Genomic DNA, 22,862 nt, shown 5'->3' with positions numbered 1-22,862 from the left:
ATTCTCCTTGGTTTGACATCACGTGGATAAAGCGCGCCAGCTGGCATGGCCGGCGATACAGCAGATAATCGATCCGGCCAGGTGCAGGGACGAATGCGCCAGCGCCCAGCCATAGTCGCCGCGTTCGAGCAGCGCCATGGCCTCGCCGGAAAAGGTGGAAAACGTGGTCAGGCCGCCCAGGAAACCGGTCACCGCGAACAGGCGCCATTCCGGCGGCAGCTGCGGGTGCGCCCCAAAAAATCCCAGCGCCACGCCGATCAGATAGCCGCCGGCCAGGTTCACGGCCAGGGTGCCGAGTTGCAGCTTCGGGTGCCAGGCGCCCATCCACAATCCCAGAGCCCAGCGCAGCCACGCGCCCAGCGCGGCGCCCACGCCGACGGCGACAAAGTTCACACGGCGGCCCACTTGGCCAGCGCGGCGTCGTCGCTCACGCGCGCGTCGACCCAGCGCGCGCCATCGGGCGTTTGCTCTTTTTTCCAGAACGGGGCGTCGGTCTTGAGGTAGTCGATGATGAATTCGCAGGCCGCAAACGCTTCGCCCCGGTGCGCGGCGGTGCACGCCACCAGCACGATCTGGTCGAGCGGCGCGAGCGGCCCGACCCGGTGCACCACCAGCGCGCCGTACAGGGGCCAGCGCTCGCAAGCCTCTGCCACGATTTTTTCCAGCGCCTGTTCGGTCATGCCCGGATAATGTTCGAGCTCCATCGCGGCCACGCTGGCGCCGTCGTTCATGTCGCGCACCGTGCCGACAAAACTGACGAGCGCGCCGATGCGCGCATCCTGCGCGCGCAGGGCGGCCATTTCGGTGCTCAGGTCGAAGTCGGCGGTCTGGACCCGCACCGCCATCATTTGCCGTCCCTGGCAATGCGCGTGAACAGGTGTTCGATGCGCGAGGCGGTGCGGTCGTCCACCAGCGCCGGCATGGCGCACAGCTGCAGGAACTGGGCCGCCTGGTTGCCCGGCTTTTGCCCGGACTTGAGCGAGGACTGCAAGGTCTCGACCTGCAGTTTCAGGCGCTCGCGCGCGAATTCGCTGCCGCTGTCGATGCCGGCCGCGATTTCGAGGCGCAGGATTTCGTGCAGCAGCGGTGCGCGGTTGTTCTCGAGCAGCGCGGCAAACGCGGCGCGGCCCTCGCCACGCGCGGCCAGCGCCGCAAGCGCCGCATCCATGCGCGCCTTGAGCGTGCGGTCGTGGTTGGCGTCCAGCGCCGGCAAGGCGCTCCAGCGCGCGGCCCAGTCGCTACTGTCGATACTGTCGGCCTGCTCGCCGCCGGCGGCAACCGCCGCTTCGAGTTCCTGGCACAGACGCAGCTTGTCGCGCAGCGCGCTGGCCTGGGCACGGCTGGCGTCGCGTTTGGCGGCATCGACATGGTGCTGCAACGCGGCGATGGCGGCATGGTAGCGTTTCTCGACCTTCGCTTCGTTGGCGCGCGGGACGGCGCCGATGGCGTTCCATTCGGCCCCCGCTTCGCGCAGCAATCTGGCGGCGTTGGCGGCGGCGTCAGGCTCGCCGGCGGCCAGTTCCAGGCGCGCGCTGATGGCGTCCTTGGCTTCCTGGTGGCTGCGCCGTTCGGCGTCGGCGGCGTTGGCGCTTTCTTTCCGGCGCGCGAAGACGGCGTCGCAGGCGGCGCGAAATTTCTGCCACAGGGCCTGCTCCGACTTGCGTTCGAGCGGCAGCGCTCTGGCGTGTTCCTGCCAGCGTTCCTGCAAGGCGCGCAGGGTGTCGAGGGCGTGGCGGTCATGCGCGTCGAGCGCGGCCACCTGGGCGATCATCGCTTCGCGTTCGGCCACCTCGTTCTTGCGCTGCTGTTCCAGTGGCGCCTGCAAGGTGTTGAGCGCATCGGTGAATTCGTGGTCGAGGCGCTTCTTTTCCTTGCGGTCGATCGCGCCCAGGTGGCTCCACGCCATGCGCATGCGCTGCACGGTGGCGGCCATGTGCTTCCAGTCGACGCTCTCGCCTTCGGCCAGCTTGGCGGTTTCTTGCGCCGCCTCGGCGATCAAGGCTTGCGCCTTGGCCGCGTTGGTGTGGCGCTCGTCGGCCAGGTGCTTGAAGTGGGCGGCGGCCGGCGCGTAGGCGGCGCTGCAGGCGGCGTCAAAGCGCTCCCACAGGCTCTTGGGCGCGGCGCCCGACAAGGTATCGAGCGCCTTCCAGCGTTCGCGCATGCTGCCGACCTTTTTGGCCAGTTCGCTCATCGCCAGTTTTTGCGTGGTCAACTGCTCGACCGCCTTGATCAGTTCTTCGCGCGAGACGTTGCCACCCCAGCGCGCCCAGTCCGACAGACGTTTGAGTTCGGCGCGCGCATGCGCCAGGCGGTCCGACAAAGCCGGGGTGAGGCGCGTGCCCTTGCTGTCCTTGAGGATCTTGTCCATCTCGGCCGCGCTGCCGAGCGAACCTTGCTGCAGGGCCGCTTCCATGGCGTCGAGCGCGTCGAGGAAATGCTGGTCGGGCGCTTGCGCGGGGGCGTTCTTGCGCGGCTCTCTGGCCGGCTTGCCAGGTGCGGCGACCGGCGCCGGCACCAGGGCAAGCAGTTCCTCGAAGCGCTGCTGCAAGTCGGCCGCTTCGGCCGCCGGAGCCGCCGGCAACTGCTGCCAGGCTTTTTTAAGCTGCTCCTGGTTGAACGCGCCGGGCGGCGTGGCACGCCATTCGGCCAGCGCGGTTTCGCGCGCGATCACGGCCGACTGCCCTTGTTCGAGCGCGCCGAGCGTGGCCGTGAGGCGCGCGTGCTCGGACGCGAATTCGTTGGTCAGGCTGCGCGGCAGCGAGGCGTGTTCCGGCGCGGCCAGGGCGGCGGCCTGCGCCTGCGCCATCTGTTCCAGGCGTTCGCCCAGTTCCGCGGCGCGCAGGCCGCTGGTGCCCAGGGCGCGCAAAGCGCTCAGGCTGTCGATCATGGCACGCTGCAAGGTGACCTGCGCTTCAAGGCGCTGGGCCAGCTGGGCGCGGATGGCGTTGAACTGCTCGGCCAGTTCGGGCGCGGCGATCACCGACCAGCGGCGGTCGAGGTCGGCCACCTGGTTGGGCGAGAGTTTGTCGTCCTTGAGCAGGGCCTGGGCCTGGTCGATGCAGGCTTGCCCGCGCCCAAGCTCGGCCTGGTGGTGGCGCAGCGCGTCCAGGCGCGACTGCATGAGCTTGGCGACGCGGCGGTCGGTGTTGCGCATGGCGGCGTGGACTTTTTCGAGCTGGGCGGCTGTATGGACGTGCTCGGCGGCAGCCAGGCGCAGCTCGGAAAAATCGGATTGCAGGATGAACTCGACGGCGGCGGCTTCATCGCCTTTCAACCCGGCTACCTTTTCGGCCTGCTGGGCACGCAGCACGCTGGTCTGCGAGGGCTGCGGCGCCGGATTCGGGCTCGCCTGCGCGGACTTCCCGGCAGGGGTGTCGGACTTGTCGGCCGGTCGCTTGAAAAGGAATTCGAACATGACGTGATATCAACCATTCAAAACCACCATGATAGCAAGAATGGCGAGGAAAGCACGCGATCGGATAGAGTATTCACTGCCGATACGACGGGTGGCATCGGCAACCACGGTTGCAAGCCACGCGCCGCAGCATTGTTGCGCTGCATACGCCGCTGGTGGAGCGCCCGGCCGTCAGTGAGCCGGATGGGTGGCGAAGCGGCGCCGGCCCGCCTCGTCGGTACGGGCTGACCCGCGCTCAAGCCCGTATCCGGCCGTACCGACGGCCTGGCGCGAGGGCTTGCGTTCTTGCTCGTACGCATCGTGTACCAGCATTTCGTTGGCGATTGAAAACCACGCCTCGCCGGAAATCACCGCCCGCGCCACCGGGAACAGTTCTTTTTCCTCGCGCTCGAGGCGCTTGAGCGTGGCGCTGCAAAACGCTTCGAGCGCGGCGCAGAACTGGGCCACGCTGGCATAGGTGTCGAGCGCGGTCACGCCCAGGCGCACCACCAGCACGCCAACCGCATCGGCGGCGGCCCGTCCCAGTTCTTCCAGGTCGAGCAGCAGGCGGTCGGCGGCCGGACTGGCCTTGCGGATGGCCGGCATCAGGAACATGTCGATCTTGCGCCAGTGGCAGTTTTCGTACAGGCGTTTGACCATCTCGCATGCGGCGCTTACCTGCCCGGCGGCCAACGCATTCTGGTGCGCGAAGGCCGCATGTAGCATCTTTTGCAAGGTCAGCACTTGCTTGCGAATATTCGCTTGCTCGACAGACAGTGCAACCAGGGTATATGTCGCCGTTAACATTCGTTCTCCTCAGAAGACCCGCATAGGCAAGATCCGGACGCTGGCAGCGTGGCGTGTTCAGGCAGGCTTGGAGAATCGCCCCTGAAGTTGTTTTTTATGAACTCTTGCATCAGCCCGGAGAAACCAGTGTAAAGAACGCCGACACTATCCGTTTGATCTAGCGCAAGGCGCGCGTCATCAGCTGGTTTCTTGTCGGCACGTCGCAACGTGGCGCGGGGGATTTAGTAACGAAAAGCCACGCTTTGTTCTTGCTCCCAAGATTTTTTTGAGTGTGCCAAGCACACCGCTTGTATTTGCGCGCAGAATGTAAGTTAGCGTGCCGCCCCATTTCAAGCAGTTGCGCTTGCACCATGTGATTTGATGCCACTCCACTATCAGGGGGACGCCTATTCCTTCCACCAGCGCATTGCGCCGCTCAGCCAGGCGCCTGTTCCGGGTCTTGCTGCTCCCGTGCTTCGCGCTGGCGCTGGTGGCGTCGATGTGGATCACCCTGTTCCACCACCTGCGCGTCGAGCGCGAGGCCGCGCATCACGACGCGGTACTCGGCAGCCAGGCGCTGGCGCGCGTGCTGTCGGAGCACGTCAGCCACATCCTGCGCCAGAGCGACCACGCGACCCAATTGTTCAAGCTCAAGTTCGAGGAAACCGATGGCGCCCTGCGCCTGGCCGAATTCAGCCAGCGCAACGGCCTGCTCGACAGCGTGCTGCCGGCCAAGCTCAACCTGCCGATGGCCGTCGTCGGGCGCGACGGCGCCATTCTCGACAGCGCCAACGGTTTCCATGCCGCTGCCGCCAGCCCGGCTTGGTTCCAGGCGCTCGCCAGCGGCGCCGGCGACGCGCCCCGGTTCTCCACCCCGGTGGTCGAGCCGCGCAGCGGCAAATGGATGATCCAGGTCGCGCGCCGCCTGAACGATGGCGCCGGCCGCTTCGCCGGCGCCATCGTGATCATGATCGACCCGCTGTATTTCGTCGACGACTACGACCGCGTCAACGTCGACGACGAAGCGGCCCTGTTCCTGTGGGCGCACGAGGCCAGACTGAGCATCGGACGCGTGGGCGAGCGCCTGTTCACGGGCGAACGCCTGGGTTTTCGCGCGCGCAGCAAGGGATCGGACGAACTGGTGCCCAGCGCGCCGCCGGACCGCGTCGCGCGCATCTACAGCTACAGCGACATGGACCGCTACGCGCTGGTGGCGGTGGTCGGCGTCACCGAGCGCGCCGCGATGGAAAAATTCGAGCGCCACCGCATCCGCTACCTGACCATGGCGCTGGGCGCGACCCTGGCGATCGCCCTGGTCACGGCGCTGCTGATGCACCAGGCCGCGCGCCTGCGCGCCAGCATGCGCGCCGCGCGCGACGCCCAGGCCACCTCGCGCGCGGCGGCCGAGGGCAGCCTCGATGGCGTCATGTTCCTCAAGGCGCGCCGCGACGCGCACGGTGCGGTCATCGATTTCACCGTCACCGACATCAACGACAAGGGCGCGGCCCTGTTCGGCCACACGCGCGCGGCCATCACCGGGCAAGGCATTGCGCCGCTGCTGCCGGGCGGGGTCGAGCCGCCATTTCTGGCGCGCTACGCGCAGGTGCTGCGCGAATCGCGCCCGCTGGAAGAAGAAGTCGAACTGCGCGCGCCCGGAGAGCGGGCGATCTGGATCCGCCACCAGATCGTACCGCTGCCCGACGGCGTGGCGGTGAGCTGGCGCGACATCAGCGCGCGCAAGCTGGCCGAACTCGAAATCAGCGGCAACCGCGGCTTTTTGCAGTCGCTGATCGAACACCTGCCGCTGCTCATTTACGTCAAGAGCGTGCGTGCGGCCAGCTTCGGCACCATGGTGGTGTGGAACAAGGCGGCCGAAGCGGCCACCGGCTACGCCGCCGATGACGTTATCGGCAAGACCGACTGCACCGCCTTCGCGCCCGATTTCGCCCTGTGCAGCCCTGATGAAGACCGCGCCATGCTGGCCAATCCGGCGGCGATCGACTTGCCCGAAAAGCCGCTGCGCCGGCCCGACGGCGAACTGCGCTACCTGCACACGGTGTCGGTGCCGCTGTTCGACAACGGCGGCGCCATCGAATACATTTTATGCATCGCCGAAGACGTGACGCGGCGCCATGAGCAGGACCAGAACCTGCGCAACAGCGAAGCGCAGCTGACCGCTATCACCAACGCCTCCCCGCTCGGCCTGATCCGCGCCGACCTGCGCGGCCACTGCACCTACGTCAACCGCATGTTCGAAACCATCACCGGCCTGACCCGCGAGCAGGCGCTCGGCAGCGGCTGGAAAGAGGCGCTGCTGCCCGAAGAGCGCGACAGCCTCGATACCATTTTCCAGCACCAGCGCAGGACCACCGAGCCATTCAAGAAAGTGGTGCGCTGCCTGCATCCGGACGGCAGCCTGGTATGGGGTTCGCTCAAGGTGGCGGCGGTGCGCATTGGCGATCGCATCGAAGGTTTTGTGGGCACCATCGACGACATCACCACCCTGCGCGAAGCCGAGATGGCGCTGCGCGAAAGCGAGGCGCGCCTGCGCACCATCGCCGACACCTTGCCGGCCATGGTGGCCTACATCGACGCGGCACAGGTGTACCGCTTCCACAACCTGGCCTACGACCGCGAGTTCAGCCGCGGCGGCGCCCAGGTGCCCGGCATGACGGTGCGCCAGACCGTCGGCGAACAGCGTTACGCCACGCTCGAACCGTACATCCTGCGCGCGCTGGGGGGCGAGACCCTGGTCTTCGAGGAACACGACGGCGTCGAAGGCAGCGAGCGCGCGCTGGAAGTGACCTACATTCCGCAACTGGGCGAGGACGGCGCGACGGTGGTCGGCTTTCACGTCATGCGCCAGGACATCACCTCGCAAAAGCGCGAGAAGAAACGCCTGCTCAAGCTGGCCCAGGTCGACGCGCTCACCGGGCTGGCCAACCGCGCCGGCTTTCTGCTCAAACTGAGCGTGGCCATGCGCGAGAGCGCCGACGAGGACCAGTTGATGGCGCTGATGTACATGGACATCGACCATTTCAAGCCGGTCAACGACACCCATGGCCACCATGTGGGCGACGCCCTGCTCAAGGCGTTTTCGGCGCGCCTGACGCAGACCCTGCGCGCCAGCGACACGGTGGCGCGCCTGGGCGGCGACGAATTCACCATCATCATGGAAAAGCTGGCGCGCCCGGAAGACGCGCAGGCGATCGCGGCCAAGATCGTGAGCGCGATGCAGGCGCCGTTCGAGCTGGGCATGGTGACGGTGTCGGTCTCGGCCAGCATCGGGCTGGCCTATTTCAGCGGCGGCGCCCCGGATCCGGACGCGCTGCTGCAGCAGGCCGACATGCAGCTGTACCAGGCCAAGCAGGCCGGGCGCAATACCTGGCGCGCGGCGGCCTGAGCAAGCGTACAGCCCGCGCCTTTGCGGACAGTGGCTTGCCCAGATCGAATAACGCTTACTGACTTGGCATCGCGTCCGACCAGTTGCGCGGTTTTCGAGCCGGCGCCGGAGACGATGAATTCCGTGCCGCAGCGTGCCATCGGCCATTGCAGTTTGTGGTCGTGAGCGCTGAGGACGATGTCGGCGTTGCCGCAGATGACGTCTTCGAACAGGCGCTTGAGGGACGCGCCGTTGATGATCTCCGGGCAAAAGTTGCCGCAGCGTTCATAGTTGCCCGCATTGCCGTGCTCGCCGTTGAACGATCTTCCATGTTGCTCCAGAAATAGCCAGCGCGCCGGGCGCCAGGTGTAGGCGATCTGGAACTGCGGCTTCCAGTAATCGAGGGGCGGATCGCCGTAATCGTGGTTGCCCGGCATAGCGTAGAACGGCAGGTCGAGGCCTGCGTAGGGCAATGCGAATTTTGCTGGCACTGGGGATCGTCGGGGCGGGTGATGCCTTGCCCGTAGAAATTGTCGCCCAGATAGATCACGAAGTCGCAGCCCTTGCGCGCACACCGGGCCGCCATGGCCTTGCCGTTGGCGAACTGGGCACGGTTGCCTTCGCCGGCGTCGCCCAGGGCCAGGAAGCGCACTGCGCGACGATGTCGTGGGGCGGGAACTTGATCGACGCGCGCCTGTCCAACTTCTGTCGCACCTGATTGCCTACTTTCTTTGCGAGACCAACGTCCGGGAGCCACAGATGAATTTGCCAATCACAACAGAGAATGGGCTTGGAACAGAAAGCAAGACGATTCTTGCCGTTGAAGAACTCCCTGCCGAAAAGGATTTGCTACCGGGGAAAAGGAGAGCGGGAACGCAAGCGTCCGGCGGCCTTGAAAGGCATTTTCGGTCTATGGGCTGATCGGGACGACATTCCGAAAGATGGCGTGGAATACCAACGTCAGTTAAGGGCAGAATGGGTGTAGTACTCATTGAACGGGGGGGGCAAGGCATGAGCTCACTAAATGGCAGCAGTGGCGATACCGGGCGCACGGAGAATTCTTCGCCCTCAGGAACAACGCCGGAGAAAATCCGCGATCAGGCGGCAGGCGCAGGGCCGGCGCCATCTTACTCGACGCATGTTCGTCTGAATTACGTGACGACCTTGCATGGCACGGTCAATGGTGGTGAAGACAGGAAAGTCCATCAGATTCGCTATTCCTACGGTCCGGAGACGGAAACGGGCAGTTCTGTTTCGCAGTCGCACATGTCGATCACCTGCGACATCGGGGTCAAAGGTGACACTGATGAGTTGCGCCTTGATATCGACGCAAGCGCTTGCGATGCCGGGTCAGTGTCGTTGCCCGATACGCCTCATCGGCCAGGGGATCCGGAGTCGGCTGAAAATGCCTTGAAAACCGTGCGTGAACAGCGCGCGGCAGCGCTCAAGGAAATGTTCGGAGCCTGGAAGGATCGCGACGACACGCCTAAGGACGGCCTTCAATATCAAATCGAGTCGAGGGCTGAATGGCCTCAGTCTTATTCGATACAAATATCGTCATCGACGCGTTGAATGGCATTGCTCAAGCCAGTCAAGAGCTCGAGTATTACACCAATCCGGCCATCAGCACTGTCACGTGGATGGAGCTGATTGCGGGAGCTTCCCTCTCGGAGCAGCCTCGCGCACGTGCCTTTTTAATCAAATTGGGATTTGAAGTTATCCAGACCAATCACGCGATCATGCACGAGGCTGCGGCGCTTCGCAGCGCAAGTATGCGTCGGCCGCCGAAAATTCCATTACTGGATGCGATCATCAAGGCCACCGCAACTGTAACGGGACGGCTGATCATTACTCGTAACAAAAAAGACTTTGTCGGCCAGAATATCCGTATTCCTTATGAACTGGAAACACACACGATCGTACAAGTAATCAATGTAATGCCGCCGCCTCCGCCATGACGCGTTGGTGAAACGCCACGGCGAAGGCAAGCAGATTGCAGCAGCGCAATACGCTACGACAACGGGGCAGCACCAGCCGGCTACGCGAATCAAGCACCCGCTGACTAGCTCAATGCCGCTCGCCGCTCCGCGCTAAGCGTTCTGCGCCGCTTTCTCAACAGCCCGCGCCGCCTTTTCCAATTGGTTTCTCAACGCCACCGTCGTGCACCGGCTCAGCGGCGTATCGCCATCCTGATCGGCCAGGTCCAGGCGCGCGCCCTGTCTGACCATCGCGACGGCCAGCGCGTCGCGCCTGGCCCGGAATTCCTTCGGCGTCATGGCGTCACCGTAGCGCTCCGGACAGCTTGCCGCAACCAGCGCAGCGAGCGGCACGCAGCCGCCATCATCCTGCGCGTTCAGATCCCAGTCATAGTGCGAACACAGCCACTCAGCCTGCAACAGCGCGCCTTGCTGGCAAGCCAGGAACAGCGCCGTCTTGCCATCTTCCATGGCCGCATTGACGACAAAACCGTAACCCTCAAGAATTTCCAGGTTACGCAAGGCATTCGGCCAATCCGCTTCGCCGGTCGCGTCCATCGCCCACCACCCCAACAGGTTGCAGCCATGCGCATTCAGGCCGCGCCAGTTGCCGGCGTCGCCAATCAGGGCGGCAAGCAGGTCCGGCTGGCAGGCGCTGACCGCATCGAACAAGGCGGCGGGATACTCGCCATGGCAGCCCTGATGCGCGCGCATCCATGACACCAGTGCCGGGTGGCGCAGCAAGTCGATGACGTTGGCCCCCTCTTCGTTGGGCAGGTTCGGATCGGCTCCGGCAGCGCTGAAGTCCTCGAGAATGTCCAGTACGGCGAGATCGTCCCTGACGTGACCGCGGCCGAACGCGCTGCATGCCATCTTCGCCACCTTGTGGTACGGCGTTTCGTGGTACAGCGTTTCCACCGCATCCGGATTGGCGCCCTTGTCGAGCAGGAGCTTGACGCATTCGCGCAGCATCGCAATCGGCGCACCTTCCCCGTCCGGCTCGTAACAGCGGAAGCTGTCGAGAACCCGATGCAAGATGGTTTCGTCATCATGGTAACTGTCCGCGCTCGCATAATTGACGTCGCCGCTATCGGCGTCGCGCAGCGTTTCGAGGAACATCTCGAGATGATCGACCTCGCTGCAACGGAGCGCCTGTTCAAACAGGGTGATGCCCAGCCCGGTCCGGTACCGTTCGGTCTCCATCTCCAGCATGCACTCTTGATGCCGGCCATCGCTCATCAGGTTGGCCATGTCCATGATGAAGGCGCGGTGCGCGTCGCCCGCCTCCACTTGCGCCGATGCGGGAGGCGGGGCAAGCTGGCGCCGTTCGGCCGCGCGCAGCAGGCGCGCGACCTCGACGCACCTGGCGTCGTCGACAATCTGGCCGAGGCCGTCGGAAAGGCTGGCGCCATGGCGCAGCAGCGCTTCGATCGCACCGAGTCGCCCACGCCCCCGTTCCGATTCCAGATCCTTTTTTTCGATGCGGCCGACCAGGCAACGCAGGGCGCTTTCGGGCCGCATGAAGCTCGAATTGCGCGCGTTCAGGTCGACGCCGAATTCGACCAACACATCGACCACCTCCGCGTTGGCTGCGTTCGCCAATGGAAAGGAAGAGAAATCGCCTCGTGCGCAATCCGGATCGCGGTTGACCCCGTTCGGCGATGCGCCGCGTTCGAGCAAATAGCGCAGCAGCGCGCTGTCGCCCTGGCCGGCGGCCGCGTAGGCAGCAGTCCGGTTCGCCTGGTCGTTCAGGGCGTTCAGGTCGGCGCCGCGCTCGACCAGGTAACGGGCAACGTCGGGATAGCCCTCATTGATCGCCATGTACAGCGGCGTCTTGGTTTCACGGATGATGAAATTGAGGTTGCCTTTGATATTGACCTTGGCGCCACCCTGCTCCACCAGCAGCTTGACGATGTCCAGGTCGCCCTGTTGCGCGGCCCAATGCAAAGGCCGGTAATTGAGCGTATTGCGGCCCTCCACCTTCAATTTGCGCCGCAGCAATTCCTGCACCAGATCGGCCTTGTGCGATGCGACTGCGGAATGCATCAAGGTATTTTTGTACGCAACCAACTGGTCGGCATCGCACCCCGCATCAAGCAGGTGGCACACGATGTCGGTGCAGCCGCGCCTGGCGAATCCATGCAGCGAACAGCTGCCGTCCTCGAAGCCGATATCGAGCGCGATGGCGGGATAGCGCTGCAAGATCGCGGCAAACAAGGCATAGCTGCTGCAAGCGTCGAGGGGACGGCGCCCGTCCCGGGCGGCGCGGTCGAAGGCGACGCCGCAGCGCTCGTGGATGCGCATGGCCAGCTCGATATTGCCGGATCTGCAGGCGAAATGCAGCGCCGTGTTGCCTTTCTCGTTCACCGAGGCGAGCGCCACGCCCTGCCGCACGAACCAGTCGACCTGCTCCATGTTGCCGCTGGCGAGCACCGTGTCGAGCACCCGCGTGCCCAGTTTGGTGGTGGCGCGGATATCCGCACCCGCCGCGATCAACTGCGCGGCAATCGACACTTGTCTGGCGCTGTAGGCCTGGTGCAGCGGGGTGGCGCCGATCTTGTCGCGCTGCTCCAGGTCACACCCCTGCTCAAGCAACAGGCCGACAATGGCGCCCTGCCCGGTACGTACCGCCTCGAACAGGGGCAGGCTGGAACCATCGTCGGAGTCGTCTGGCGCGAACACGGCGGCAAAACGCCGCACGCCGGCTTGCTTGCACTCATCCACCATGGCCGCGACGTCCGTCAGGTCGCCGGCCGCAATGGCGGTTTTGAGTTGTTCACGGAGAAACAAAGGAGAATGCATGCGGTTGGCCTGTCGAATTCATTGATATGTTATTAATTATGCCAAAAGACAAATAAATTTTCCAGATTATCAGGAAGACCGCATAAACCATGCCGGCCAGCACCTGGTTGGCCGCCGCCCTGCGCCGGCCCCGGTCGTGCGCCGCCAACTTGCGCTATATTGAGCGCCTCTCTCTCGCTTCAACGATCCTATGCGCCTGCTGCACACGTCCGACTGGCATCTCGGCCAGACTCTCCACAATCACGACCGCACCTACGAGCACCAGTGTTTTCTCGACTGGCTGCTCGACACCATCGTGCTGGAGTGCCCCGACGCGCTGCTGGTCGCCGGAGACGTGTTCGACACGGCCAATCCTTCCGCCGCCTCGCAAAAGCAGTTGTACCGCTTTTTGCAGCAGGCCCGCAGGCGCGCCCCATCGCTCGACATCGTCATCATCGCCGGCAACCACGATTCGCCCGGCCGCCTGGAAGCGCCCGCGCCGCTGCTCGAAGCCTACGGCACCACCGTGGTCGGCCACGTGGCGCGCCGGCGCGACGGCGAGATCGACCTGGAACGCCTGATCGTGCCGTTGCACGACGCCACCGGCGCGGTGGCCGCGTGGTGCATCGCCATTCCCTTCCTGCGCCCGGGCGACGTGCCGCGCCTGCCCCCGCCTGACGCGGCCGCGCCAGCATCGGACGCGCCGCCGCCGGACCCCTACCTGAACGGCATCGCCCTGCTCTACCAGCAGGTGTTCGCGCTGGCCAAAGCGCGCTGCGAAAACGGCCAGGTGGTGGTCGCCATGGGGCACTGCCACATGGTCGACGGCCAGGCCTCGCTCGACTCCGAACGCCGCATCGTGATCGGCGGCACCGAAGCGCTGCCGGCGGCGATCTTCGACCCCGCCATCGCCTACGCCGCGCTCGGCCACCTGCACCTGGCGCAGCGCGTCGCCCAGAAGGAGCAGGTACGCTACAGCGGCAGTCCGCTGCCCCTGTCGTTTTCCGAAATCGCCTACCAGCACCAGATCCTGCGCATCGACCTGCATGACGGCGCTGTGACCGTCGACGCGCTGCCGGTGCCGCGCGCGGTTGACCTGCTGCGCGTGCCATCCAAGCCGGCGCCGCTGGAAGAAGCGCTGGCCGCACTCGGCGCGCTCGAACTGGACGACCTGCCGCTGGTGGCCCAGCCCTTTCTGGAAGTGCGGGTGCTGCTGGACGCGCCCGAACCGGGCCTGCGCGGCCGGGTCGAAGCGGCCATCGCCGGCAAACCGGTGCGCCTGGCGAAAATCGAACCGACCCGCAAGCACAATGGCGCGGGCGAAGCGGGCACGGTGCTCTCGCTTGAACAGTTGGCGCAGATCCAGCCGGACGATATTTTTCGCCGCCTGTATCGCCAGAAGTTCGGCGACGAGGCGCCGCCCGACCAGCTCAGCGCATTCGCGGAACTGATGCTGCCCGGCGCCCTGGGAGACGACGCATGAAGATCCTCAAGATCAGCGGCAGGAACCTCGCTTCGCTGGCCGGCGAATTTTGCGTCGACTTCGAACAGGAGCCGCTCGCCGCGGCCGGCCTGTTCGCCATCAGCGGCCCGACCGGCGCCGGCAAGAGCACCCTGCTCGACGCCCTGTGCCTGTCCTTGTACAACGCCACGCCACGGCTGCTCAAGATCGTCCGCAACAGCAGCTTGCTGCCGGACGTCGGCGACGACACCGTATCGGCCCACGATCCGCGTACCCTGCTGCGGCGCGGCGCCGGCGAAGCCTGGTCCGAAGTCGATTTCGTCGGTAACGACCAGTTGCGCTACCGCGCGCGCTGGAGCGTGCGGCGCTCGCGCGGCAAGTCCGGCGGCGCCCTGCAGCCGTCGGCAATGAGCCTGCACAAGCTGCCCGGCCTGATTCCCTTAGGCGGCACCAAGACCGAGGTCCTCGACGAGATCGTCAAATGCATCGGGCTCTCGTTCGACCAGTTCACGCGCGCCGTGCTGCTGGCGCAGAACGAGTTTTCAGCCTTCCTCAAAACCGAAGACAACGACCGTGGCGAACTGCTTGAGACGCTCACCGGAAGCGCCATCTACACCGCCATTTCGAAGCGCGCCTTCGAGCGTTTCAGAAAAGAGCAGGAGGAATTGAAACGCTTGAGCGCGCGCCTGGCCGACCAGGCGCCGCTGCCCGCCGAGCTGCGCACCGCGATCGACCAACAAAGCGGCGCCGCCGACAGCGCCCTGGCGGCGCTCGACCAGCGCAAGGCCCTGCTCGAGCACCAGCTGCGCTGGCACCAGGAGCGCGCGCGCCTGCGCCGCAACGAACTGCTGGCCGAGGAAACCCTGGCCAGCGCCCGCGCCGAGTCGCAACAAGCCGAAGCGCGCCGCCGCCACCTCGCCACGCTCGACGCGCTGCAACCGGCGCGCGCGCTGCTGGCCGAACAGGCCCGGCTCGACGCCGACATCGCCGCCCTCGACCAGGCGCTGGCCGCCAGCGGCGACCAGCTGCAACGCGCCCAGGACATGCAGCAAGGCGCCATCGTCGCCCTGGCCGGCGCCAGCGCCGCCCTGCACGACCAGGAACAGGCGCTGCGCGCGGCCGCGCCGCAGCTGGACCAGGCCAAGGCCTTCGACGCCAGCATCGCGGCCCTCACACCGCCGCACGCCAAGGCGGCGCAGGTGCGCGAGCACGCCGCGCGCGATGCCGCCAACGCCGGCGCCGCACTGCAATCGAAAGCCGCCGAGCTGGCCGCGCTGCGCAGCGCCCACCAGCAAGGCGCCGACTGGCTGGTGCGCCAGAGCGACTGGGAAGTGCTGGCCGCCGCGTGGCCGCGCTGGGACACGCTGTTCGCCCAAGCCGCGCAGGCGGCGGCGCAACACAGCGCCAGCAGCGCCGGCCTGGAAGCGGCGCAGCAGGCCATGCTGGCCGCCGCCGACACCGAAGCGCGCAGCGCCGACGCGCTGGCGCAATCGACCCAGCAACTGCAAGGGTTGGAGACCACGCGCCAGCAAGCCATCACCGCGCTCGACGCTTTTGATGCCGACCAGCTGCGCGCCGAACGCACAGCGCTCGACCGGCACCGCGACAGCCTGGTCGAGGCCGAGAAGATCTGGACCGGCTTGAACGCAACACGCGAGCGCCTGCGCCAGGCCAGCGCCAATGCGGCGCGTGCGCGCAGCGCGATCGAGGCCGCCGATAACGCCCTGGCCGCGCACGTGGCTGGCGCCGGCGCGCTCGACGCGGCGCTGGCCCAGGCCGAGCGCTCGCTCAAGATCGCCGAACTGGCCTGCGCCGACAGCATCGTCAACCTGCGCGCCAATCTCGATGACGGCCAGCCCTGCCCCGTGTGCGGCAGCGCCGAGCACCCGTATCAGCATCAGGATGCGGGCCTGCGCGCCATGCTGGACAGCCTGCGCGCCGAAGTCGCCGCCTGCCGCGCCGCGCTGCAAGAGAACCTGTCGGCCCAGGCCACCGAACGCGCGCTCGCGGCGGCGGCCGGCGAGCAGCTCGACGCCAGCGTGCGCGAGCACGAGCTGCTCGAAGCCACCTTGGCCGAGGCGGAGGCGGCATGGAGCGAGCACGCCGTGGCCAGCCTCGCGCCTGAAGAAATGGGACGCAGCGCGTGGTTCGTCAGCGAAGCGGCCGCGCTCAAGAAGCACTCGCAGCAGCTCGACGAACGCGAACGCGCCGCGCGCGCGGCCGCCAGCGCGCGCGACGCCGCGCAGCGCGCCTGCGATAGCGCCAACAATGCCCACGCGCGTCTGCAGGAAGCCGCCGGCGCCGGCCGCACCGCCCTGGCCGAAGCCAATGCGCGCCATGCGGCGCTGGCGGACAAGCACGCCCGCGCCGCCAGCACCCTGGCGCAACTGCTGGACGAACTCGACCCCGCCTTCAGTGGCGACTGGCGCAGCGCATGGCAGCGCGATGCCGAGGCCTTTCGCGACGCGCGCGCCGCCGAGGCGCAGCAATGGCGCACACAATCGGCGCTGCATGCCAGCCGCGCCGGCGCGATCGTGACCGTGGAAGCGGCCCACCTGGCGGCGGCCGGCGAGCTGGAACGCGCGCGCCAGGCCGACGCGGCCGCCGCCGCTGATTTCGTACGGATCGACGCCGAGGTACAGGCCATGCAGGCGCAGCGCGCCGCCCTGTGGGACGGGCAGCCAGTGCGCGAGATCGAAGCGCAGCTGCGCGGTGCGGTCGATGCGGCCCGCGCCGCACTCGATCAGCAGCACAGCGCCGCCAGCCACGCAGCGCAGGCCGAAACGCGCGCGCGCGAAGCGCTGCTGCAGCTCGGCACCAGGCTCACCACTTCGCAGACCGGCAAGCAGCAGGTCAAAGAGCGCCTGGCGCACTGGCTGGCCAGCTACGCAGATCGCCATCCTGCGCTGGAGAGCGTGACCGATGGCGCGCACCTGGCCGACCTGCTGGCGCAGGACGCCGGCGTCATCGCGCAGGAGCGCGCAGCCTTGCAGGCGATCGACGAGCGCAGCGCCAACGCGCAAGCGGTGCTGGCCGAGCGGCGCGCCCAGCGCGAACTGCACGAGCAGCACCAGCAGCAGGTGGAAGGCGACGATCCGGCCGCCAGCGAAGCCTTGCTGGTGCAGGCGCTGGACGAACTGCTCGCCGAACGCGCGACCGCCGCCGACGCCGCCGCCGCGCTGCGCCTGCAGATCGCACAGGACGACGTGCGGCGCACGCAGGCGGCATCAAGCATGGCGCAGATCGAGGAACAGCAGTTGCGCGAGCGGCGCTGGGGCAAGATGAACGAGTTGATCGGCTCGGCCGACGGCAAGAAGTTCCGCAACTACGCGCAGCAGTTCACGCTCGATGTACTGCTCGGGTATGCCAACAGCCACCTCACTCACCTGGCCAAACGCTATCGGCTCGAACGCGTGGTCAACGCCGCCGGGCCGTCGCTCGGGCTGATGGTGCGCGACCAGGACATGGGCGGCGAGGTGCGCTCGGTCAATTCGCTCTCGGGCGGCGAATCGTTCCTGGTGTCGCTGGCGCTGGCGCTGGGACTGGCGTCGCTGTCGTCGAACCGGGTGCGGGTCGAGTCGCTGTTCATCGACGAGGGCTTCGGCAGCCTCGATAGCGAAACGCTGCGGGTGGCGATGGATGCGCTGGACGGCTTGCAGTCGATGGGCCGCAAGGTCGGCGTGATCTCGCACGTCCAGGAGATGACCGAGCGCATCGCCACGCGCATCCTGGTGCAGCCAAACGGCGGCGGCACCAGTACCGTGACCGTCCAGTAAGCCTGTTTACGGCGGCGGGACTAGCGTTTTACTTTCGCCAACTGCACCTTGGTCCGCTCCCACCCCAGCTCGCGCCGGATTTCCTGCGCGTCAGGCGGCGGGCGGCGCTGGGCGATCTGCGTGCGCAGCCACTGGCGCACGCTTTCCTTGCTTGGTTGCTTGTCGGTATTCATGTTGCTTCCTGTCTCGATCACTTCGCCCGGGGGCCTGCTCGGTTAACGCCGCGCCAGGCCAGCAGTTGACTGCGGCTGCGCATCCCGATGATAAAATGCGCGTTTTTTACGTCCGGATCTTTCCCATGTCAAAACCCGCCCGCGTGCTGACCTTCAAATGCGTCAAGTGCGAGAAACCTGTCAAAGTCTTCCTCCAGAAAGTTTCCGCCTGCTCCCACATCCAGCCTTACCAGGGCGTGTGCGCCTGCGGTGAACTGAGGCGCCATGCAACAGGAAGCAAGGACGCAGTTCAATCCTATCTCGCTTCGCCAGAAGGGCAATGGTCCCATCACCATTGATTGAGATGCCTCAAGGCAATAAAAAAATAATAGAAAAATAACTAAAGTAATCGGCATGGCTGCCGTTATGGTCAGTATCGCAACGTTTTTATTGTCTGACCGCCATGTCTTTTCTGTCCGCCCTGAGCGCCCGTCCGCCTGCTACGACCCTCCTTCCCGCCGCTGCGCAGGGTGGCGGACGGTCCGTGGGCGCGCAGCTGACGCCAGCGAGCGGCAATATTGCTCCGCGCTTGCCGGTGGTCGATCCCGTCTCGCTGTATAACGACAACGTCAGCTTGTCGCCACAGAGCATGATGAACCGGGTCGGTAACCTGGCCAGCTCCACGGTCGATGTGGCGCAGAAATTTCTCGACACCTTCGTGGGCAAGTTGTTCGGCGACGCCGCCAAGGGCGCCACGGTCAGTTTCGACGCCGTGGCGGTGCAGGCGCAATCGGCATTATCAAACGCCGCCACGCAAAACGGCAGCGTGCGCAGCAGCGCCTTTTCCCTGAACCAGTCCGCCAGCTTCATCGGCACCGGCCAGTTGGTGACAAACGACGGCCAGACTTTCGATTTCGAGCTGGAAGTCAATTACGAAGCCAGTGCCAGCGTGGCCAGCATCGCCAGTGAAGCGGCGGCCGGGACTGCCGCGGCCAGCCGCCCGGCCCGGCTCGACTCCCCCGATGTGCTGGTGCTGACCGGAAAACCGCTGCCGCCGGTGAAATTTCCCGGCAGCCTGGATGACTTGTTCAAGCTGCTTGGACGCGAGTTGCAGTCCAACGTCAACGGCAATGCCGGCGAAAGCGGCGGCGATCTCAGCCTGCGCCTGTTGCGCCTGGTCGACCGCGCCGCCCTGCTGGCCCCGCGCCCGCGCGCCGACCAGCCGGAGCTGCCGCTACCCGACCGCAACAAGGCCCTGGCCAACTCCTACGGTGGCGCGCCGGCGGCCGCCAGCATGCTGGCGAGCGCCTGACAGCGTCGCACGCCCACGTATAATAGGGATATTGACGCCCCGTGCCTGCACGGGGCGCTTGCCGTTTCCTGTTTTTTGCACCACTGACCGATCGCCCCCATGCACCCTGAACACACTGCCGACGCACCGGCGCGCATCCACTGGACCGAAGAGGGCCAGCCGCGCAACGCGCGCTGGCGCTCCGAGAGCGGCATGCCGCCGCCAAAAAAGGTTGTCATCGCCGACGACAAAACCCCGGCCGACGTGGCCTACCGCCTCGCCTGCGAAGGCACCGCCCTGCTCTGGCGCGGCGACTTCCACAATGCGCGCCAGCTGTTGCAGGCGCTGGCGCGGCGCGCCGACCATAAGGGCGGGCGCGCCAGGGCGCCCAAGGTGCCCGCCTCGCCGGCCGAAGCCTTCCACCTGCACCGCCAGGCCCAGTCGCAGCGCGCCCGCACCCTGGCCATGCTGCTGCTGCCCTTCGAGGCCGACTACACGGTGCCGCTGCGGCGCGCACCGGACGTCACGCAGGCCTGCAACGAAGCCTACGGGCGCGCCGACGAAGCGTTTGTCGCGTCGATGCGCGAACTGCTTGGCCTGATCGGCGCCCACGAGTGGCGCAAGAACGGGGTCGAGATTCCCGCGCTCGACGCCCGCATCCACCCGCACTATGGCGTGTTTTCGCCGATCCGCGGCGAGTACGTGGCGCTGGTGGCCGACGCGCCGCTGCCACCGGCCTGCGCGCTGGCGTTCGACATCGGCACCGGCACCGGCGTGCTGGCGGCCTTGCTGGCGCAGCGCGGCGTGGGACGCGTGGTGGCGACCGACATGGATGCGCGCGCCCTGTCCTGCGCGCGCGAAAACCTGCAGCGCCTCGGCGTGGCCGGCACGGTCGAGGTGGTGCAGGCCGACCTGTTCCCGGACGGCCGCGCCAATCTGGTGGTGTGCAATCCGCCATGGCTGCCGGGGCGTCCGAGTTCCTCGATCGAATACGCGGTGTACGACCCGGACAGCCGCATGCTCAAGGGCTTCCTGAACGGCCTGGCGGCGCACCTGGCGCCCGGCGGCGAGGGCTGGCTGATCCTGTCCGACCTGGCCGAGCACCTTGGCCTGCGTCCGCGCGAGCAGTTGCTGGCGCTGATCGCGGCCGGCGGCCTTGAAGTGATCGAACGCATTGATGTGCGGCCCACCCATCCGCGCGCCAGCGACGCTGCCGACCCGCTGCACGCCGCGCGCGCCGCCGAACTGACATCGCTATGGCGCCTGCGCGCACTGTAAGAGCGTTGTTTGCCGCAGCGGGCCTGCTCGCGTGCGCGCCGGCGCTCGCCTGCAGCCGTCCGCTGAACATGGTCAGCGAAGAGTGGCCGCCCTACTCGTTTACCAACGAAGAGAACCTCCAGACCGGCCTCGATATGGACATGGCCAAGGCCATCCTCAAGGAAGCCGGCTGCACCCTGGTCACCGCCCCGCCGCTGCCGGCGGTGCGGCGCCAACTGCTGTTCGAGCGCGGCGAATTCGACCTGATGCTGTCTGCCACCGACACGCCCGAGCGGCGCCGCATCGCGCGCTTTTCCAACGCCTACCGCCACGAGACGGTGGCGCTGTTCGCGCTGGCGCGCGACTATCCGCGCTACGCAGGCATCAACAGCATGCCGGCCGTGCTGCGCGCCCAGGCGGCCGTGCTGGCGCCGCGCGTCGGCTGGTACGGCGCCGACTTCGCACACGCCGCACCCGGCCTGCGCGCCGGCGGGCGCCTGCACGAATTCGGCAGCTTCGAGCAGGGCATGCGCATGTTCGGCGCCGGCCGCGCACCGCTGATCATGGGCGACCGCGCCGCCATCCTGTACGAAGCGCAGCGTCAAAGGCTGGCGCTGCGCCAGCTGCCTTTCGTGCTGCAGCAGGCGCCGGTGCACCTGATGCTCAGCCGCGCCAGTACCACTGAAGACGACCTGGCGCGCATCAACGCGGCTATCGGGCGGCTGGAGAAAAGCGGCGCCCTGCAAGCGCTGCGCGCGCGCTACGGTGTGCGCTGATCATCGAACATATAGCAACTCGACCGTTTCAATTTCGATCGCTTTGCGGCTCCACCGCACGCTCGCTGCCATGGCGTGTCATCAATTCATTTTCGATAGCACGATATGCGCTATCGCTTCGTACAAATCCCCCGGCCTCCCATCCAAGTTATCCGGAGTGCATCCGTAGTCGTCCCGTTCAGGTCTCTCAACGACAAATTCGGCGGGCGGATCTGCACGATGGGAAGCGGTGCCCGCAGCCGCGCACGTTTCACTCCAGCTTCCGCACGCCATCGGGATGCTGGCCGTCGGATTTGCCGAAAGTCGTTCCATCAGTATCTTCGCTCTCTCGTCGATGCGACCGTCTCCCAAGTCGAGACCCGCGAATTCTTGCTCTGTCCAGCGGCTCGATCCTGTTGCCAACGCATCACTTAAAAGGCGAGAGTAAACCTCAAACCAGCTCAGTTTACAGGCTCTACGCCGTTTTCAGTGGAAATGGACGCCCTGCGCGGTAGATGGTAGATCGGATCGGCGCGGCCGGTTGCATCGGATTGATGGGCAAGTTAATTAGTTTGGAGATGCGAAAGTAGGCGATGGCGATGAAGTTCTTCACGGTGCGAAATCCGCGCGCGGCCCGTTTGGTCTGCTGGAGCATGCCATTCATCGCCTCGACATAGGCGTTGCTGCGCCCATCGAGCATGCCGCGCACGGCGCCGGCCAGGCGCTCCTTGAGCGTGGTGGCGAGTTTCTTAAACGATCAAGCCGGCTGCGTCGTGAGATCCTGCTCGTCAAGGCGGCCTCGGCCTGCTGCGGGCAGTTGCTCGTCACGCCGGCGGCGTAAGTCGAGCGCAGCCCTTCCTTCAGGCACCACGCGCGCGCGCTCTTGAGCTTCAAACGCTGCAGCCGGTACATCGTGTTGATCTGATCGACGCTCCAGTTGGCATGATCCTTGCTTATGCCCCAGAACATGCCCTTGAGTGCCTTTACGGTCCGTTCCCATCGCTGCCCGCACGACGCGCGGCTGGTCACGCATCTCGTCGCGCCTGACGGTATCCATCGCCTCGTTAGCCAGGGCGATCACATGAAATCGGTCGAAGCTGATCTGGGCTTGGGCAGCATCTCTATCACGCCCTTGGTGTAGGCGGCGCTCATGTCCATGCAGACGTGTTTGATGTCGTCAGGATCGCCGCCGTGCGCGATCACGTCGGCCTTGAAGTCGATGACGGTGCCCTGTTTGCGGCCTTCGGTCATGAACAGCAGGGCGCTTGCCTTCCAGATCATGGACCAGCGTCACATAGTCCTGACCACGTCTGAAACTCAAGTCGTCGATGCCGACCACGGCGACGCTGTTCATGTCCTCCTGGGCGCGTGCCGCGCCGACATAGTGTTCAATCCGGCGCCACAACTGCTTCGCGTTGACACGCAACAGGCTGGCGGCGTGCGCGACCGGCATGGATTGGCACAGCGCCAAGGCGAGCGCCTCGAACAGCAGCGTGAAGCCGCTGCCCGGCCGCGCCCAGGGTGCCTCCACAGTCGTCGTCTTGCCGCAAGCGCCGCAATCGACGCGCGGCATGTCGGCGTGCAACCATGCCTCGTTCTGGAAGAAATCGAGATGGCGCCAGTCGCGCCGGACCCTGTCGTGAATGCCTTGCCCGTTCACGCCGCAGGCCAGGCAAGGCAGCTGCTTGGCGTTGCAGGCCACCTCGAAATCGATCCTCCGCTTGGCGGTGTCCAACTCGACCTTGACCACCTCCCATGGGGACTTCAGCCCCAGGGCGGACGTGAACAGAGCTTCAACACCAATACTCATTGCGGCTTCCTCGCATCAAAACAACGGTCATTACTGTGGA

General features: G+C 66.1%; 18 protein-coding genes and 2 pseudogenes. 11 read left to right on the top strand and 9 right to left on the bottom strand.

Annotated features, from left to right (window positions below; all coding sequences use genetic code 11):
* Nucleotides 1-18 precede the first annotated feature (18 nt).
* The 4 genes from crcB to F1609_RS29985 all read right to left on the bottom strand — a co-directional run bounded on the left by crcB (nucleotide 19) and on the right by F1609_RS29985 (nucleotide 4,201).
* Nucleotides 19-393, bottom strand: coding sequence for a fluoride efflux transporter CrcB (gene crcB, locus F1609_RS30000; RefSeq protein WP_167080916.1), 375 nt, complete (start codon nucleotides 391-393; stop codon nucleotides 19-21).
* Complete coding sequence (gene moaE / locus F1609_RS29995; protein ID WP_167080914.1) at nucleotides 390-848, bottom strand: molybdopterin synthase catalytic subunit MoaE; 459 nt, start codon at nucleotides 846-848, stop codon at nucleotides 390-392. The genes crcB and moaE overlap by 4 nt, the downstream gene beginning before the upstream one ends.
* The gene (locus tag F1609_RS35145) at nucleotides 845-3,415 is read right to left on the bottom strand and encodes a DUF349 domain-containing protein (RefSeq protein WP_167080912.1); all 2,571 of its coding nucleotides are present in this window, start codon (nucleotides 3,413-3,415) and stop codon (nucleotides 845-847) included. The genes moaE and F1609_RS35145 overlap by 4 nt, the downstream gene beginning before the upstream one ends.
* A gap of 171 nt (nucleotides 3,416-3,586) precedes the next feature.
* The gene (locus F1609_RS29985) at nucleotides 3,587-4,201 is read right to left on the bottom strand and encodes a hypothetical protein (RefSeq protein ID WP_167080910.1); all 615 of its coding nucleotides are present in this window, start codon (nucleotides 4,199-4,201) and stop codon (nucleotides 3,587-3,589) included.
* A gap of 406 nt (nucleotides 4,202-4,607) precedes the next feature.
* Here F1609_RS29985 and F1609_RS29980 point away from each other — a divergent pair, with 406 nt between their 5' ends.
* Nucleotides 4,608-7,583 carry a PAS domain S-box protein gene (locus F1609_RS29980; RefSeq protein ID WP_229422141.1) on the top strand — a complete coding sequence of 992 codons (2,976 nt, stop codon included), beginning with the start codon at nucleotides 4,608-4,610 and terminating at the stop codon, nucleotides 7,581-7,583.
* Here F1609_RS29980 and F1609_RS29975 read toward each other — a convergent pair.
* A complete protein-coding gene (locus tag F1609_RS29975) occupies nucleotides 7,475-8,053 on the bottom strand; it encodes a metallophosphoesterase family protein (protein WP_167080902.1) in 579 nt (192 codons plus the stop codon). The genes F1609_RS29980 and F1609_RS29975 overlap by 109 nt on opposite strands.
* 26 nt (nucleotides 8,054-8,079) lie before the next feature.
* Here F1609_RS29975 and F1609_RS29970 point away from each other — a divergent pair, with 26 nt between their 5' ends.
* The 4 genes from F1609_RS29970 to F1609_RS29955 all read left to right on the top strand — a co-directional run bounded on the left by F1609_RS29970 (nucleotide 8,080) and on the right by F1609_RS29955 (nucleotide 9,520).
* A complete protein-coding gene (locus F1609_RS29970) occupies nucleotides 8,080-8,280 on the top strand; it encodes an SPRY domain-containing protein (protein WP_167080900.1) in 201 nt (66 codons plus the stop codon).
* A 41-nt stretch (nucleotides 8,281-8,321) separates the two neighbouring features.
* Nucleotides 8,322-8,483 carry a hypothetical protein gene (locus F1609_RS29965; RefSeq protein ID WP_167080898.1) on the top strand — a complete coding sequence of 54 codons (162 nt, stop codon included), beginning with the start codon at nucleotides 8,322-8,324 and terminating at the stop codon, nucleotides 8,481-8,483.
* Between the two features lie 90 nt (nucleotides 8,484-8,573).
* Nucleotides 8,574-9,134 carry a hypothetical protein gene (locus F1609_RS29960; protein WP_167080896.1) on the top strand — a complete coding sequence of 187 codons (561 nt, stop codon included), beginning with the start codon at nucleotides 8,574-8,576 and terminating at the stop codon, nucleotides 9,132-9,134.
* Nucleotides 9,089-9,520 carry a PIN domain-containing protein gene (locus F1609_RS29955; RefSeq protein WP_167080894.1) on the top strand — a complete coding sequence of 144 codons (432 nt, stop codon included), beginning with the start codon at nucleotides 9,089-9,091 and terminating at the stop codon, nucleotides 9,518-9,520. The genes F1609_RS29960 and F1609_RS29955 overlap by 46 nt, the downstream gene beginning before the upstream one ends.
* Nucleotides 9,521-9,652: 132 nt before the next feature.
* On the opposite strand, the gene F1609_RS29950 is transcribed toward F1609_RS29955, so the two are convergent.
* A complete protein-coding gene (locus F1609_RS29950) occupies nucleotides 9,653-12,340 on the bottom strand; it encodes an ankyrin repeat domain-containing protein (protein WP_167080893.1) in 2,688 nt (895 codons plus the stop codon).
* Nucleotides 12,341-12,530: 190 nt separating this feature from the next.
* On the opposite strand from F1609_RS29950, the gene F1609_RS29945 reads away from it, so the two are divergent.
* Together F1609_RS29945 and F1609_RS29940 are read left to right on the top strand one after the other, a co-directional pair.
* Nucleotides 12,531-13,802, top strand: a complete 1,272-nt coding sequence (locus tag F1609_RS29945) for an exonuclease SbcCD subunit D C-terminal domain-containing protein (RefSeq protein WP_167080891.1) — start codon at nucleotides 12,531-12,533, stop codon at nucleotides 13,800-13,802.
* A complete protein-coding gene (locus F1609_RS29940) occupies nucleotides 13,799-17,557 on the top strand; it encodes an AAA family ATPase (protein ID WP_167080889.1) in 3,759 nt (1,252 codons plus the stop codon). Before F1609_RS29945 ends, F1609_RS29940 begins: the two co-directional genes overlap by 4 nt.
* 20 nt (nucleotides 17,558-17,577) lie before the next feature.
* Here F1609_RS29940 and F1609_RS29935 read toward each other — a convergent pair whose 3' ends face one another.
* Complete coding sequence (locus F1609_RS29935) at nucleotides 17,578-17,730, bottom strand: hypothetical protein (protein WP_167080887.1); 153 nt, start codon at nucleotides 17,728-17,730, stop codon at nucleotides 17,578-17,580.
* A 125-nt stretch (nucleotides 17,731-17,855) separates the two neighbouring features.
* On the opposite strand from F1609_RS29935, the gene F1609_RS34905 reads away from it, so the two are divergent.
* From F1609_RS34905 to F1609_RS29915, 4 genes are all read left to right on the top strand, one after another.
* Nucleotides 17,856-18,068: a hypothetical protein gene (locus F1609_RS34905; protein WP_167080885.1), complete on the top strand. Its 213-nt coding sequence runs from the start codon at nucleotides 17,856-17,858 to the stop codon at nucleotides 18,066-18,068.
* A 104-nt stretch (nucleotides 18,069-18,172) separates the two neighbouring features.
* Nucleotides 18,173-19,021 (top strand): hypothetical protein, encoded by an 849-nt coding sequence (locus F1609_RS29925; RefSeq protein ID WP_167080883.1) that lies wholly within the window; start codon nucleotides 18,173-18,175, stop codon nucleotides 19,019-19,021.
* Nucleotides 19,022-19,120: 99 nt separating this feature from the next.
* Nucleotides 19,121-20,278 carry a methyltransferase gene (locus F1609_RS29920; protein ID WP_167080881.1) on the top strand — a complete coding sequence of 386 codons (1,158 nt, stop codon included), beginning with the start codon at nucleotides 19,121-19,123 and terminating at the stop codon, nucleotides 20,276-20,278.
* Between the two features lie 5 nt (nucleotides 20,279-20,283).
* The gene (locus tag F1609_RS29915; RefSeq protein ID WP_229422140.1) at nucleotides 20,284-21,033 is read left to right on the top strand and encodes a substrate-binding periplasmic protein; all 750 of its coding nucleotides are present in this window, start codon (nucleotides 20,284-20,286) and stop codon (nucleotides 21,031-21,033) included.
* A 237-nt stretch (nucleotides 21,034-21,270) separates the two neighbouring features.
* Here F1609_RS29915 and F1609_RS29910 read toward each other — a convergent pair.
* Both F1609_RS29910 and F1609_RS29905 read right to left on the bottom strand, forming a co-directional pair.
* Nucleotides 21,271-21,477, bottom strand: a pseudogene (locus F1609_RS29910) (IS4/Tn5 family transposase DNA-binding protein); the annotation flags it as partial.
* A gap of 10 nt (nucleotides 21,478-21,487) precedes the next feature.
* Nucleotides 21,488-22,822, bottom strand: a pseudogene (locus tag F1609_RS29905) (ISL3 family transposase).
* Nucleotides 22,823-22,862: the final 40 nt, after the last annotated feature.

Origin of the sequence: Massilia aquatica, assembly GCF_011682045.1 — a bacterium.
GTDB classification, from domain to species: domain Bacteria; phylum Pseudomonadota; class Gammaproteobacteria; order Burkholderiales; family Burkholderiaceae_D; genus Telluria_A; species Telluria_A aquatica.
Note: the sequence above shows the minus strand (reverse complement) of the source record. Positions and strands in the feature narration are given on the sequence as shown.

Coding starts and splice junctions, on each gene's coding strand:
- F1609_RS29920 (WP_167080881.1), top strand. CDS start 19,121: ATGCACCCTGAACACACTGCCGACGCACCGGCGCGCATCCACTGGACC.
- F1609_RS34905 (WP_167080885.1), top strand. CDS start 17,856: ATGTCAAAACCCGCCCGCGTGCTGACCTTCAAATGCGTCAAGTGCGAG.
- F1609_RS29945 (WP_167080891.1), top strand. CDS start 12,531: ATGCGCCTGCTGCACACGTCCGACTGGCATCTCGGCCAGACTCTCCAC.
- F1609_RS29925 (WP_167080883.1), top strand. CDS start 18,173: ATGTCTTTTCTGTCCGCCCTGAGCGCCCGTCCGCCTGCTACGACCCTC.
- F1609_RS29965 (WP_167080898.1), top strand. CDS start 8,322: ATGAATTTGCCAATCACAACAGAGAATGGGCTTGGAACAGAAAGCAAG.
- F1609_RS29935 (WP_167080887.1), bottom strand. CDS start 17,730: ATGAATACCGACAAGCAACCAAGCAAGGAAAGCGTGCGCCAGTGGCTG.
- moaE (WP_167080914.1), bottom strand. CDS start 848: ATGATGGCGGTGCGGGTCCAGACCGCCGACTTCGACCTGAGCACCGAA.
- F1609_RS29985 (WP_167080910.1), bottom strand. CDS start 4,201: ATGTTAACGGCGACATATACCCTGGTTGCACTGTCTGTCGAGCAAGCG.
- F1609_RS29960 (WP_167080896.1), top strand. CDS start 8,574: ATGAGCTCACTAAATGGCAGCAGTGGCGATACCGGGCGCACGGAGAAT.
- F1609_RS29950 (WP_167080893.1), bottom strand. CDS start 12,340: ATGCATTCTCCTTTGTTTCTCCGTGAACAACTCAAAACCGCCATTGCG.
- F1609_RS29940 (WP_167080889.1), top strand. CDS start 13,799: ATGAAGATCCTCAAGATCAGCGGCAGGAACCTCGCTTCGCTGGCCGGC.
- F1609_RS29955 (WP_167080894.1), top strand. CDS start 9,089: ATGGCCTCAGTCTTATTCGATACAAATATCGTCATCGACGCGTTGAAT.
- F1609_RS35145 (WP_167080912.1), bottom strand. CDS start 3,415: ATGTTCGAATTCCTTTTCAAGCGACCGGCCGACAAGTCCGACACCCCT.